This is a genomic window from Thermofilum adornatum, assembly GCF_000446015.1.
GTDB classification, from domain to species: domain Archaea; phylum Thermoproteota; class Thermoprotei; order Thermofilales; family Thermofilaceae; genus Thermofilum; species Thermofilum adornatum.
Genome location: NC_022093.1, coordinates 533,471 through 546,447 on the forward strand (window position 1 = coordinate 533,471; position 12,977 = coordinate 546,447).

The window sequence follows — 12,977 nt, forward strand, 5'->3', positions numbered from 1 at the left end:
TTTGTGCCCAAGCTTACACCGGTAGACAGCCTCGGGCTATTGGGAGTGGCCGGCTCGCACCTCGGAAACCCTCGGTGCATACACCGCCACCCCATCAACCCCGTCTTCTACGGGTGCCCTCGTCCCGACCCAGCCCCCGTCGCCGGTAGGCCACGGTCGGGAGCGGCCGCCTCGTCTCGGGGTGGGTTTCCCGCTTAGATGCCTTCAGCGGTTACCCCTTGCGGCGTGGCTGCCCGGCAGTGCCCTGCCGGACAACCGGTACACTAGAGGCCACGGCCCGCAGTTCCTCTCGTACTGTGCGGACCATCCCCTCAGGCGGCCAACGGTCCCGGCAGGTAGAGTCCGACCTGTCTCGCGACGGTCTAAACCCATCTCACGTTCCCTTTTAATGGGCGAGCAGCCCCACTCTTGGCCCCTGCTGCAGGGCCAAGCTAGGAAGAGACGACGTCTGGGTACCAAACCGCGGGGTCGATGTGAACTCTCGCCCGCGACGAGCCGGTTACTCCCGGGGTAACTTTTCTGTCATGCCCGGCCCCCACCGAAGGGGGCACGAGCGTTCGCTAGGCCCCGGTTTCCCGCCTGCGCCCCGTGCGTTTAAGGGCGCAGTCAGCCCGGCTTTTGGCCTTGCCCTCTACGGCGGAGTTCTGACCCGCCTGAGCCGAGCTTTGGGCACCCCTGATACCTTCTCAGGGGTGTGCCGCCCCAGCCGAACAGCCCACCTGGCGCTGTCCCCCGGGTAACGCCCCAGGGTTAGGGACACAGTCGCGAGTGGGCGGTGTTTCATGGTCGCATCCCCTAGCCCCGGAGGGCTAGGTTCATCGCTCCCGCCTACGCTACGCACCCGCAACCGTATCCCAACGCCAGGCTGCTGTGAAGCTCCACGGGGTCTTCTCGCCCCACCGGGACTCCCAGGACTCTGCACCTGGTTGCGGGTTCAGCGGGTCCCAGGCTGGGACAGTGGGGACCTCGTTGATCCATTCATGCGCGCCGGAACTTACCCGGCAAGGCATTTGGCTACCTTAAGAGAGTCAGAGTTACTCCCGGCCTTCGGCGGCGCTTCGCCCGGTTGGACCCGGGTTTCACGTACCGCCAGTGGCCAGGATTCAGCCCCCGTACTCACCCTTTCGGGCTCGCGGGGACCTATGTTTTTATTAAACAGTCGGGTCCCCCTTGTCACTGCGACCTGCGGTTCCGGGGGTATGCCCCAAAACCGCAGGCACCCCTTATCCCGAAGTTACGGGGCTAATTTGCCGAGTTCCCTAGCCTGGGTTACCCCGCCACGCCTTGGGCTTTTCACCCAGGGGCACCTGTGTCGGTTCTCGGTACGGGCGTGGGGGCTCCTTCCCTGCTCCCTTTTCACGGGCCCCGGGAGTCGGGAGAACCCGCCTAAAGGCGGGCCCATCGCGCCTTCACCCGCTTCTCGCCATGACGGCACTCAGCGGGCTTCAGCGCTTGGATGGGACGGCGGTCCCACTCCCCCTATCCCGAGGCGTCAGGAGCAGGGCGTGCGTTACCGCGAAACGTACCCCCACGGCAGGGGAATATTAACCCCTTTCCCTTTCGGCGGCACCGGTTAAGGGCCGCCTTAGGACCGGCTAACCCTCAGCCGACGACCGTTGCTGAGGAACCCTTGCCCTTTCGGCGGAGGGGATTCTCACCCCTCTTGCGCTCTTACTACCGCCGGGATATTCATTCCGAGCGGATCCATCGGACCTCACGGCCCGACTTCTAGTCCACCCGGACGCCCCCCTACCGGATCACTCCGCAGTGCGGAGTGCCCCGGGGTCTCGGCGGCCGGCTTAGTCCCGGTAATCTTCGGGGCCTCCCGCCTCGGCGGGTAAGCTGTTACGCACTTCTTAGCCGATGGCTGCTTCTAAGCCTACGGCCCCGCTGTCTAAGGCGGGAGACACCCTTCTAGCTTGACGCTTTAGCCGGCACTTTGGGGCCTTAACCCCGGTCTGGGTTGTTCCCCTCTCGGCCTGGCGGCTTATCCGCCAGAACCCGCCTCTCCCCTTCTACGGTGCCAGTCGGTTCGGGGTTCGAAAGGGGGCTGGGACCTTTCGGTCCCCGGACCCCCAATCGGTGCCCTACCCAACTGGCCACCTCTGGGGAGGCCGGGTTGGGGCCCGCTTCGGGGGGAACCAGCTATCACCGAGCTTGATTGGTCTTTTGCCCCTAGGCCGAGGTCATGGGAACGAATTGCACGTCAGAACCCCTTCGGGCCTCCACCCGGCTTTCGCCGGGCTTCACCCTACCCCGGCCTAGATCGCTCGGTTTCTGGTCTCATGGCTGTGACTACGGGCCCTTTCAGACCCCGCCCCACACCAGCCTTGCGGCTGGCTACGGGCATGTCGGTTTCCCTACGCCTACGGGGCTTGGACCCCTTAAGCTCGCCACAGCCATGAACTCCCCGGCCCGTGTTTCTAGACGTAAGGCGCGACCCCGGTCCCCTCCCCTCGTACTCCTCGGTCGCCCGAGTTTCCTTCGGGGAGGATCTACCCTTTCGAGCCGCGCCACCTGTAGCTACCCGGTTTCAGGCTCTTTTCACCCCCCTTCCGGGGTACTTTTCAGCTTTCCCTCACGGTACTAAGTTCGCTATCGGTCTCGGGACGTATTTAGCCTTGGAGGTCGGTGCCCCCCAGCTTCCCACGGCAAAACCAAGCCGTGGTACTCAGGGACATCCGCTATCCCCCACCCGGATTTCGCCTACGGGACTGTCACCCTCTACGGTGCGGCATTCCAGCCGACTTCGGCTATCCGGGCTTGGGGGAGCGCGGAGCCCTACAACCCCACATCCGTCCGTGCTCTTCGCACGGAAGTTCGGTTTGGGCTCTCCCCCTTTCGGTCGCCCCTACTCAGGGGATCCCAATTGGTTTCTTCTCCTCCCCCTACTAAGATGTTTCCGTTGGGGGGGTTCCCACTCGGTACTCCCCTTGCGGGTTTCCCGAGCACCGTGGGTTATCCCCACGGCAGGAGGTCCCATTCGGCGATCCTCGGATCGAAGCCTGCCTGCGGCTCCCCGAGGCGTATCGCCGCTTGCCACGGCCTTCCTCGGCGCCCGAGCCGAGCCATCCACCGGGTAGCTTAACGCTGTCTACCGGTGTAAGCTTGGTCTGCACACTCTCTGTGCGGCGCTCATATTCTCCCACTGGTACCCCAGTGGGAGTTCACGCCCTTCACCCGGAAACGCTCTGGTTTCCGGGTTGCATCTCGGTAAGCATGAAAAGTGAGGCACGGTGTGCGTTTCTCGACCGGATCGAAAGGAGGTGATCCGGCCGCAGGTTCCCCTACGGCCACCTTGTTACGACTTCTCCCCCCTTGGGAGGCCCAGATTCGACCTCCCACCTCGTCGGCAGGAGGCCTCACCTGGGCCTCCCTCGGGTGGAGCGACGGGCGGTGTGTGCAAGGAGCAGGGACGTATTCACCGCGCGTTGATGACACGCGGTTACTAGGGATTCCAGGTTCACGAGGGCGAGTTGCAGCCCTCGATTCCTACTGAGGCGGGGTTTAAGGGATTGCCTCCCCCTTTCGGGGTCGGAACCCGTTGTCCCCGCCATTGCAGCTCGCGTGTAGCCCGGGGGTTTCGGGGCATACTGACCTGCCGTAGCCCCCACCTTCCTCCGGCTTATCGCCGGCAGTCCCCCTAGAGTGCCCCGGTCCCGAAGGACCGGGTAGCAACTAGGGGCGGGGGTCTCGCTCGTTCCCTGACTTAACAGGACACCTCACGGCACGAGCCGGCGACGGCCATGCACCTCCTCTCAGCTCGTCTGGCAAGGTCGTTAGCCTGGCCTTCATCCTGCTGTCGCCCCCGGTAAGGTTTCCGGCGTTGACTCCAATTAAACCGCAAGCTTCACCCCTTGTGGTGCTCCCCCGCCAATTCCTTTAAGTTTCAGCCTTGCGGCCGTACTCCCCAGGCGGCAGGCTTAACGGCTTCCCTACGGCACTAGGCGGGCACGAAGCCCGCCTAACACCTAGCCTGCATCGTTTACAGCTGGGACTACGGGGGTATCTAATCCCCTTTGCTCCCCCAGCTTTCGTCCCTCACCGTCGGGCGCGTGCTAGCCGGGCGCCTTCGCCACTGGTGGTCCTCCTGGGATTATAGGATTTCGCCCCTACCCCAGGAGTACCCCCGGCCTCTCCCGCCCCCTAGCCCGGCAGTATCCCTCCGCTCCCACGGTTGAGCCGTGGGCTTTAAGGAGGGACTTACCGGGCCGGCTACGGACGCTTTAGGCCCAATAAACGTCCCGACCACTCGCGGGGTTGGTATTACCGCGGCGGCTGACACCAAGCTTGCCCCCCGCTTATTCGCCCGGCTTTTTAGACCGGGCAAAAGCCACCCTCATCGGGTGGCACTCGGGGTGACTCCGTCACGGTTTCCCGCATTGCGGAAGTTTCGCCCCTGGTGCACCCCGTAGGGCCTGGGCCCTTGTCTCAGTGCCCATCTCGGGGCTCCCGCTCTCACGGCCCCTACCCGTTATAGGCTTGGCGGGCCGTTACCCCGCCAACTACCTGATAGGCCGCAGCCCCATCCTCGGGCGGCTACGGCAGGGATGGTGCCGTAGCCCTTTCGGCGTAGACCCATTCCAGAAGTCTACACCTATGGGGGATTATCCCCAGTTTCCCGGGGTTATCCCCCTCCCGAGGGTAGGTTAGCCACGTGTTACTGAGCCGTCCGCCGGAGCCGGCCGTGCCCCCGGCTCCTAGACTTCCATGGGTTAGCCCCACCCCGATAGCGGTCGGGTCCGGCAGGATCAACCGGAGTCTGGCCGCGTGCGGAGGAGTCGATAAGCTTACGCACACCGTGCCTCACTTTCTTATCCCCGAGAGTTCCGAGCTAGCGCTCGTTTTTCTCGGGGACGCACTGTGTAGCCATGGGCGGAGGCCGCCTTTTCATTGGGAGAGGTTGCCTCTCCCGTTATCTAGGCGAGCCGCCGGTGCCCATGGCGGCAAAATTATTGGTTAATGGGGTTGTTTATAAATTTTACTATTAGGCTATACTCCGGGAAGCATACGTGTCTATGTAGAATTTTGCTAGTGCCTGGGGGTTTACTGTGCCTGCGAGCCATTCTAGTAGCTTGCTCATATATAACGTTGCCGGGGGCAACGTGTCCTGCTTGTAGACTGCTTGTAGCTCGTTGATTGTTGTTGTGGCTAGGGGGTATGCTGTCCTGTGCCTTGCCTCGAGTTTTAGCCCCTCTATGTTTCCCCTTATGAGCTCGTCTAGGAAGTATGTTGCGATCTCTTCTGCGGTGAGGGGGAGTACGACGAGTTGGTGTGGCGAGGCTTTTTCCAGTATTTTGAGCTTGAGCTGGGTGTATGTTGCAGGCTCCGCGTCTATGGCTATGGTCTCTATGCCTGGCAGTTTTTGGGCTAGCTGGTTGATTTCTTGGGGGATGTTTCGGCCGATGTGTATGTGGCTTATCTTTACTTGGAACTCTTTCTCTATGTCTACGAGGAGGTCTAGTGATGCTTTTGACTGGAGGTTTGGCAGTGTCGCTACTAGGATGCTGTCCTGCCTCTTTATGCCTGCTTTCCGGAGGTTCCTCTTGTACCTGTTTCTAAGCGCTGTCTTTGTGACCATGTTTTTCACTCTATGAACGGCAAAGTGGACAGTTTTTATTTTGTGGGCTTCAAATAAAGTTATGTGGGCTACGTAAAGGAGGCGTCTTTCCTGCTTAACGGAGTGTCAAGCGATCAGCTTGCAGAGGTCTTGCTGAATATGGGTGGATGGGGGGTGAACTACTTCATCGAGGAGAGGAGGGGCGGCAGGTGGATGTATGCTTTTTTCAGGGAGGTGAAGAGGCAGGACGACTACTTCTTGGTAAAGGTTGGCCTCAGGGAGAAAGATAGGTGGAAGTGGGGCGAGGTCTTCATGGTGAGGCTGGTGGAGGACGGTGGAGGGGTAAGGATGGTTGTTAGGCGTGTGAGGGGTGTGGGTAGGATAGGTTCTGACCTGGTTGGGTACTGGATTGTAGAAAATGCTAGGAAGCATTACCCAGACGTCTTACTTGAGGACGGTACGACTTTCTAGACTCTCGCATAGGATTATAGGGGCGCGCCTACTCTGGATGCGGGATCTTGGCTTTGCGGAAGAGCTCTGGGTTTTTGTGTAGTGGACGTGTAGCGTCTATGCCGATCTTCGAGGTTTGAAGTGTTTCCTGGTCTGCTGACGGGTCGAGGCTGCTCCCCCTTGCCCCCCTTATGATGATTACGTCCTCGTCTGGCTGCATCCTTGTAGCCAGCGCCCATTCAACGTCCTGTGGATTGTCGGGGTCTATGTCTGTATCCACAACTACTACCGATTTCAGGGAGGGATGTGCAGCGAACGCCGCCATTATCACGTTTTTGGGGTCGCCCTCTATTGTTTTTTCCATCGAGATGACTGCGTGGAGCCACCCTCCACCCCCAGGCGTGAGCCTAACCTTTTTTATGCCTGGGGCTGTCTTTGACGCCACTGTGTAGATTGCTACTTCCCTTGGAAAACCCATCAATAGCAGGTGCTCGTAGCCCGAAGGCAGAATAGTATAGTACAGGTAGTCCTGCCTGACACTTATCGATTCAACGTGGAAAACAGGCTCTTTCCTAACTATGTCGTATGTCCCGAGGATATCTACGAATGGCCCCTCGTCTACCCGTTTCCCAGCTACGAATTCCCCGGTTATTATTATTTCCGTGGGAATAGGCAACGCGACTCCTTCAAGGAAGCTGTCAGTCCCCCTCAAGGCGCCGTTTACAAGTGTGTTTGCGACCTCGGCCTCGTAGACGCCAAACGGCGGGCTCATTGCTGCCGCTAGATACATTATCGGTGGTGCACCTATGAGTATGGCCGCTGGGAGGTTCCGTCCCCTCGCCTCTGCCTTCCTGTGTATCTGGTAAAGGTGCCTTGGGACAAGCCTTACTGCTAGGTTTTCCTCGTCTAGTACAAGTGCTCTGTGGATGCTCGCGTTTACTGCGCCTGTCTCGGGGTCTTTCGCTATGAATATGCCTGAAGTAATGTATCTTCCAGCATCCTTCTCGAAGAATTTAAGGATTGGTAGCTTGTAGAGATCGACGCTCGTTTCCTTGAGGCTGGGCTTTTCTAGAATCCTTATTGATGTAGGGTTTTCCATGGCTCTCGCTACACGTGTATATATCTCTGCGTCGGAGCCTCCGCCTAGAACCAGCGACAGGTTCTCCCGTTTCGCAAGCAGATTTGCAACAACTTTTCCGTTTGGCGTATCGAGAGCTACGGGGTATGGCTGGGCCTGCTGGATGTGCCAAGCGGCCTCATAGTCTAGCGCGAGTTGCCCCGGGATTTTTCTAAGCAGGCCAGATTCGTCTAAATGTGTCAAAAGTGCTCTAATATCAAGGGAAATATTTTGCTCCATGAGTACTTTAGACACATGGTTGTGTAAATAAACCTATACTCGGCTGTCATCCATATGCAAGTAGTCAGACTTCTAGAAGATGCGTTAAGACTCTCCCTCTGCCTTCTTTATGACCTTTAAGTCTTCGGCACTTATTGTAACTGGTAAAACAAAGACAGCCTCGGCCAATTCTACTTTTACCTCGTTCCTTGACTTGTCGATGCCCACAATTTTGCCACGCATTCCAGTGAAGGGGCCCCTAATTATTTCTACAAGGTCGCCAACATTAAGCTGTTCCACAAGTGGCTTGGGCTTCAGCATTTTCTCCATTTCGGCGAGGCTAACCGCGCCCCCTATGACGCCCCTGACATGTTTCAGGCCATAGGCAAGCCTTTGTGCCTCGTAGAGGGCGTCGCTTTCAACAAACACTAGGCCCTTAAGTGCGGGGATAACGAGTATCGAGTACACCTTGTAGTTTCCAGAGGTTGCACGTCTATACAGGAGATAGGCAACGTTGTATTCCTGGCCCTGGGTTACCCTCAGCGCGTAGAAACGGGAGAGCTCAACCTTCTTCTCCTCTGCCAACAATCTTCACCCAGGGGCTATATTTCTTCGCGTCTGCGTAGATAGACGGCGAGGACGAGGATTACCACTATGATGATTATTCCTCCTAGGAGTACGTATTCCCTAGAGATGCCTCCCAGGCCAGCAAATTCTAGGAACGAGCCCATCAGCTGGAATACGAAGCCTATGGTTCCTAGGAGGCCCAGACCAATTAGCACTACTCGTAGCATCATCTTGTATTCTTCTGGTTCTGGGCGTGAAACCATCCTCAATAGCCGGATAATTGTGTCGCTGAGTTTGCCACTTTTGCTACTCATGTCGCTCGGTTCTTCTGAGAAAAATGTAAAATAAATATCTTGTGTTTCGGGAAAACTTTACTGATGTAAGGGCTGTTTGCCCAGATACTTGGTCCACTCTGGGTACAGCAGGTGAAGGAGAACAGCCTTAGACGTATGCAACCTGTTTTCGGCCTGATCAAACACCACGCTGTTTTTCGACTCTACAACCTCGTCGGTTATCTCTTCGCCCCTATGCGCAGGCAGGCAGTGCATCACGATAAAGTCTTCCCTCCCCACGTGTTTCAAAAGCTCGCTGTTTACCTGGTACCTTGGGAGAAAAGCCTTGAGCCTGGCCTCCTTCTCTTTTTCTTGCCCCATGCTCACAAACACGTCCGTATAGATAACGTCCGCGTCCTTCACAGCCTCATATGGGTCTTCCGTAACCTGGATCTTGGACAAATACTCTTTTCCAACTAGATCCTCCCTGGGCATGTAATCTCTTGGAGACGCCACTGTAATCTTGGCTCCAAGCTTGACTCCAGCAATTATAAGCGAATTGAGAACATTGTCCGTGCCGTCCCCTACAAACGTAATCTTTACTCCGTCTATCTTGCCCTTCTTCTCCAGGATAGTCATATAGTCGGCTAGCGACTGTAACGGGTGATACTTATCGCTCAGCAGGTTAACAACTGGAACACTTGAATATCTTGCAAGCTCCTCTAGATCCTCGTGCCGATAAACCCTGGCAGCTATGAGGTCGTGGTACCTGGACAAGACGCGCGCAACATCTTTTACGGGTTCTCCCCTGGCAAGCTGCAACTCGTTAGAGGAGTAGCTTACGGGGAACGCCCCAAGTTCATATGCGGCGACAGTAAATGAGGCGCGGGTCCTTGTAGAGGGCTTCTCAAAAATCATTGCAACTGTTTTCCCGGATAATAGATTCAGGTACTTTGCACCTGCATTTCTAAGCTTTTTGAGCAGGATTGAGTCTTGTAGAAGTGCAAGTATCTCTTCTCTAGAGAAATCTCTCAAGGTTAACAGGTCTCTTTTCTTCACGTTTCAAAAATTTTTGATCAAAAATTTAAAAGTGACGCAGGTAAACCAAGAAAATATATACCAGTTTATCAGACTTTGTGTCTTTGAGTCTGCATGTGGTCGATGCTGTATCTTTTAAGGAACAATCCCCAGCGTCTCATAGACAACATGAAGGCTAGGTTTCTGGATACGGGTCTGGTGGAGGAGGCTATAAGGCTTGACACTGAGTGGAGGGCGAAGAAGAAGGAGTATGACGAGGCAAAACACGAACTGAATGTTGTCTCCTCCCGCATCAGGACGGCGCAAGGCGAGGAGAGGGAACAGATCCTGGCCAAGGCACGTGAATTGAGCAGGAAAGTTGACAATATCGAGAAAGAGCTGGCCGAGCTCGAGGCAAAGAGAGACGAGGTTTTGAAAAAGTTGCCAAATGTTATCCACGAGACAGTCCCCATCGGTCCCGACGAAAGCTATAACCAGCCAGTGAGATACTGGGGAAAGCCGAAGGTTTACAGTGGAGACGTTGAAGCATTCTTGAAGGAAACCAAGGAGAAGGGCTTCAACGTTGACTATGAGGTAATTGACTGGAAACCGCTGGGCCACGCAGATTTTCTGGAAAGCAAAGGGCTCACAAACACTCAGAAGGCAGGCGAAGTTGCAGGAGCAAGATTCTACTACATGTTCAACGACCTTTTGTGGCTCGAACTCGCGCTAGAAATGTATGCACTGGAATTCCTGGCTTCGCAGGGATTCACTATACTTCTGCCACCCTACATGCTTAGACGTGAAGTCTTGGAGGGAGTGATAAGCTTCGAGGACTTCCGAGACATGGTCTATAAGATTGATGGCGAAGAACTGTACCTGATCGGCACAGCCGAGCACCCGATAGCCGCGCTACACTCAGGGGACGTTATACCAGAAAAAGACTTGCCACTACTTTATGCTGGCCTCAGTCCATCGTTTAGGAAAGAGGCTGGCGCTCATGGAAAAGACACCAAGGGAATCTTCAGGGTCCACCACTTCGAAAAGGTAGAACAGTTCGTCTTCTCGCATCCCGACGAGAGCTGGAAATGGCATGAAAAGCTGATAGAGAACGCCGAGAAATTGTGGCAGGGACTAGAGATACCCTACCGGGTCGTCAACATAGCTTCTGGAGATCTAGGAATGGTGGCCGCCAAAAAGTATGACTTAGAAGCATGGATGCCTGCCCAGGCTAAGTACAGAGAAATGGTGTCATGCTCGAACTGCACTGATTGGCAAAGCTACAGGCTTAACATAAGGTATGCTGAATACAAAGGAGGTGTAACGAAGGGTTATGTCCACACCCTAAACAGCACCGCCCTCGCTATTCAGCGGACAATCTGTGCTATAGTGGAAAACCACCAGACAAAGGACGGCTACGTAAAGGTACCGAAAGTACTTCATAAATACCTAGAACATGTAGAGAAAAACCTTAAGGTACTTGTACTTGAATAGTTGCCATTCCTCTTCTCATGGTAAAGATAATCTTTTATATACACATTTAACCATTTATGCTTGATGAAATATGAGTACACGACCCGAGGAAGCTGGAAACATCAAGGTTGGATCGTTCATAGTTATCGACGGTGAACCTTGCAAGGTAGTTGAAGTCGAGAAAAGCAAAACAGGAAAACATGGATCCGCGAAGGCCAGGATAGTGGGCATAGGCTTCTTTGACGGAAGCAAAAGAAGCATCGTTGTGCCAACAGACGCACGCGTAGAGGTCCCAGTGATAAGGAAGTTCACTGCACAAGTCGTTGCTATTGTTGGTGACAACCTACAGTTGATGAACCTGGAAGACTACTCTACATTTGAGATGCCGATGCCACAGGAAGAAGAACTAAAGTCAAAGCTCAGCGAGGGCGTTGAGGTCGAAGTCTGGGAAGTAATGGGCAGACCAAAGATAATGAGGATTAGGACTTAGAGACTATTTTCGTGATGAGCCAGGCAGGAGTGAGCCAAAAGCGATGACCGCGATCTTGAGTGCTGACACAAATTTTCTCCTGGCTTACACCTGAGGGATGCGTACTGCCACAAAAAGAGTGCAAAATTGGGCTTGTCGGTGGCACTTTTTCTCTCCTTCACCGGGGACATAGACACCTTCTGAGATATGCGGCCAGCAAGTCTGAGAAACTTATAGTTGGCGTGACTAGCGACGAATATATTAGGAAAAACCAAAAAAGTCATCCAGTAGAGCCATACGAGCTGAGAGCGTTATCCGTGATTCTATTCTTGATGCACGTTGACCCCTCGCTAAACATACTCGTAGTGCCAATCGACGATGAGTATGGACCAGCTTTAACAGAGGTGGAGGCTGACTGTATTTTCGTAAGCGAAGAAACATTCTCAGGCGCTGTAAAGGTAAACCTGGCCAGGAGAGCGAGGGGTCTAAAACCTCTCAAGGTGTATTCCGTTGAGCTCATAGGACATGAGGGAGAAAAACTCTCAAGTACAACGTTATGGAGAAAAATATTAAGCAGACAGACTAGAGGCGATTTTTCTCCGTATAGCTTCAACAAGGAAAATTACTAATAGCCCCCATATAGCCAGGATAAGTATTCCCAGGAGACTCCTTGCAAAACTCTGTGGAACAACTGTTGCAACCTTCTCAGCCAGTGCTACGAGGGCAATAAGAGACCCCCAGAAAACAAGTAACACCCCAGACAAGAGAGCAATGGTTCTAATCTTCCTATTTATGCTAGCCATCTACATCACCCCACCGGTGTTAACAAATAGGACAGAAAAGCAAGGAAAGCTGCTACAACTTCCAACCATATGTACATTTCAGCAACCTCTTTCTCAGTTAACGGCCCAGAGAAATGCAGAATCAGTCTAGTTAAGGTCAGAGGTGCCTTTGGGTCTGGGTTAGACCTTAATATCCCGTTCTCTACAAGAACCGGCCTCACTTTTATTTCCCGATGCTCCCTGAAGCCCCTAAAGCTCACTAGAACAAAGAGACCATTAAGTATATGTGGCAACAGAAGAACCAGGACAACGAACTCCAGGTGGAAAGCTACGGCAATTGCTCCAAGAAGAGCGCCCAGGAAGAGACTACCGCTGTCCCCGTTAAATATCCTCGCAGGGTAAGCGTTGAAAGGATAATAGGCGAGTAGAACGGCTAGAGATACTACTGTTAGTACAAAGAGAAGCGTGTCTCCTTTCAGTAAACTGATTATGGCAAGTGTTGTAAATATGACTATTGACGTGCCTGGGACAATGCCGTTTAAAACATCAAGCATGTTGACGACGTTTGCCGTGCCGGCAACGGAGACAGGTAGGAGGAGCCAGTATATTATTGTCATTCTCATCCTGCCAATTATTGGAACTACTGGTCTGCCCCATTCGATAGCTTTTGGGTAAAGAAAACCTATGACGGCTAGTGGAACAAATGTAAAAACGCTTAGAATAGTTTTCGTCAGTCCTCCCAGGATTTTTTTGTCATCTATGTATCCTATAGCGAAACCTATCCCAGCGCTGAGGGCGACTCCAACTAGTTTTGCTAGAGAAGATGCGTCCAGAGGATAGAAAAGCATGAACAATATCAGTCCAGATACAAAGCCTATAAAGAGGGCTACGCCTCCGCTGTGCGCAACGAGAGGATTTCCAGGCTTATGTGCATCGGGCCGGCTTAGGCCGTGCTCCAAGTGCAGCTTAATTATTTTAGGTGTGGCTATCTTTACCACTAGAAAAGCTACGATAGACGACAGCAAGACACCTAAAAAGGCTTCCGGCATAC

At 54.3% G+C, this 12,977-nt stretch carries 11 protein-coding genes and 2 rRNA genes; 4 read left to right on the top strand and 9 right to left on the bottom strand.

Annotated features, from left to right (window positions below):
* Window positions 1-19: 19 nt before the first annotated feature.
* The 3 genes from N186_RS02940 to N186_RS02950 all read right to left on the bottom strand — a co-directional run bounded on the left by N186_RS02940 (window position 20) and on the right by N186_RS02950 (window position 5,581).
* Window positions 20-3,100, bottom strand: a 23S ribosomal RNA gene (locus N186_RS02940).
* 161 nt (window positions 3,101-3,261) lie between these two features.
* Window positions 3,262-4,762: ribosomal RNA gene (locus tag N186_RS02945) — 16S ribosomal RNA — on the bottom strand.
* The 16S and 23S rRNA genes sit together here, the layout of an rRNA operon.
* A 225-nt stretch (window positions 4,763-4,987) precedes the next feature.
* Entirely contained in the window at window positions 4,988-5,581 is a 594-nt protein-coding gene (locus tag N186_RS02950) for a hypothetical protein (RefSeq protein WP_020962287.1), read from the bottom strand.
* A 63-nt stretch (window positions 5,582-5,644) separates the two neighbouring features.
* On the opposite strand from N186_RS02950, the gene N186_RS02955 reads away from it, so the two are divergent.
* Complete coding sequence (locus N186_RS02955) at window positions 5,645-6,031, top strand: hypothetical protein (RefSeq protein WP_020962288.1); 387 nt, start codon at window positions 5,645-5,647, stop codon at window positions 6,029-6,031.
* Between the two features lie 28 nt (window positions 6,032-6,059).
* On the opposite strand, the gene N186_RS02960 is transcribed toward N186_RS02955, so the two are convergent.
* The 4 genes from N186_RS02960 to argF all read right to left on the bottom strand — a co-directional run bounded on the left by N186_RS02960 (window position 6,060) and on the right by argF (window position 9,244).
* The gene (locus N186_RS02960) at window positions 6,060-7,382 is read right to left on the bottom strand and encodes a UbiD family decarboxylase (protein ID WP_148682006.1); all 1,323 of its coding nucleotides are present in this window, start codon (window positions 7,380-7,382) and stop codon (window positions 6,060-6,062) included.
* 69 nt (window positions 7,383-7,451) lie between these two features.
* On the bottom strand, window positions 7,452-7,931 hold the full coding sequence (locus tag N186_RS02965) for a transcription elongation factor Spt5 (RefSeq protein ID WP_020962290.1): 480 nt from the start codon (window positions 7,929-7,931) through the stop codon (window positions 7,452-7,454).
* Between the two features lie 17 nt (window positions 7,932-7,948).
* Window positions 7,949-8,227 carry a SecE/sec61-gamma family protein translocase subunit gene (locus N186_RS02970; RefSeq protein ID WP_020962291.1) on the bottom strand — a complete coding sequence of 93 codons (279 nt, stop codon included), beginning with the start codon at window positions 8,225-8,227 and terminating at the stop codon, window positions 7,949-7,951.
* Between the two features lie 57 nt (window positions 8,228-8,284).
* The gene (gene argF, locus N186_RS02975) at window positions 8,285-9,244 is read right to left on the bottom strand and encodes an ornithine carbamoyltransferase (RefSeq protein ID WP_020962292.1); all 960 of its coding nucleotides are present in this window, start codon (window positions 9,242-9,244) and stop codon (window positions 8,285-8,287) included.
* A 93-nt stretch (window positions 9,245-9,337) separates the two neighbouring features.
* On the opposite strand from argF, the gene serS reads away from it, so the two are divergent.
* The 3 genes from serS to N186_RS02990 all read left to right on the top strand — a co-directional run bounded on the left by serS (window position 9,338) and on the right by N186_RS02990 (window position 11,773).
* Window positions 9,338-10,696, top strand: coding sequence for a serine--tRNA ligase (gene serS / locus N186_RS02980; RefSeq protein WP_052885503.1), 1,359 nt, complete (start codon window positions 9,338-9,340; stop codon window positions 10,694-10,696).
* A 70-nt stretch (window positions 10,697-10,766) separates the two neighbouring features.
* The gene (locus tag N186_RS02985; protein ID WP_020962294.1) at window positions 10,767-11,165 is read left to right on the top strand and encodes a translation initiation factor IF-5A; all 399 of its coding nucleotides are present in this window, start codon (window positions 10,767-10,769) and stop codon (window positions 11,163-11,165) included.
* A gap of 59 nt (window positions 11,166-11,224) precedes the next feature.
* Window positions 11,225-11,773 (top strand): pantetheine-phosphate adenylyltransferase, encoded by a 549-nt coding sequence (locus tag N186_RS02990; protein WP_020962295.1) that lies wholly within the window; start codon window positions 11,225-11,227, stop codon window positions 11,771-11,773.
* On the opposite strand, the gene N186_RS09445 is transcribed toward N186_RS02990, so the two are convergent.
* Complete coding sequence (locus tag N186_RS09445) at window positions 11,714-11,947, bottom strand: hypothetical protein (RefSeq protein WP_148682008.1); 234 nt, start codon at window positions 11,945-11,947, stop codon at window positions 11,714-11,716. The genes N186_RS02990 and N186_RS09445 overlap by 60 nt on opposite strands.
* Before the next feature lie 5 nt (window positions 11,948-11,952).
* The gene (locus N186_RS02995; RefSeq protein WP_148682009.1) at window positions 11,953-12,975 is read right to left on the bottom strand and encodes an MraY family glycosyltransferase; all 1,023 of its coding nucleotides are present in this window, start codon (window positions 12,973-12,975) and stop codon (window positions 11,953-11,955) included.
* Window positions 12,976-12,977 lie beyond the last annotated feature (2 nt).

What these genes read in the sequence shown, in the direction of transcription:
- N186_RS02995 (WP_148682009.1), bottom strand. Translation starts at nt 12,975, where the DNA reads ATGCCGGAAGCCTTTTTAGGTGTCTTGCTGTCGTCTATCGTAGCTTTT.
- serS (WP_052885503.1), top strand. Translation starts at nt 9,338, where the DNA reads ATGTGGTCGATGCTGTATCTTTTAAGGAACAATCCCCAGCGTCTCATA.
- N186_RS02985 (WP_020962294.1), top strand. Translation starts at nt 10,767, where the DNA reads ATGAGTACACGACCCGAGGAAGCTGGAAACATCAAGGTTGGATCGTTC.
- N186_RS02970 (WP_020962291.1), bottom strand. Translation starts at nt 8,227, where the DNA reads ATGAGTAGCAAAAGTGGCAAACTCAGCGACACAATTATCCGGCTATTG.
- N186_RS02950 (WP_020962287.1), bottom strand. Translation starts at nt 5,581, where the DNA reads ATGGTCACAAAGACAGCGCTTAGAAACAGGTACAAGAGGAACCTCCGG.
- N186_RS09445 (WP_148682008.1), bottom strand. Translation starts at nt 11,947, where the DNA reads ATGGCTAGCATAAATAGGAAGATTAGAACCATTGCTCTCTTGTCTGGG.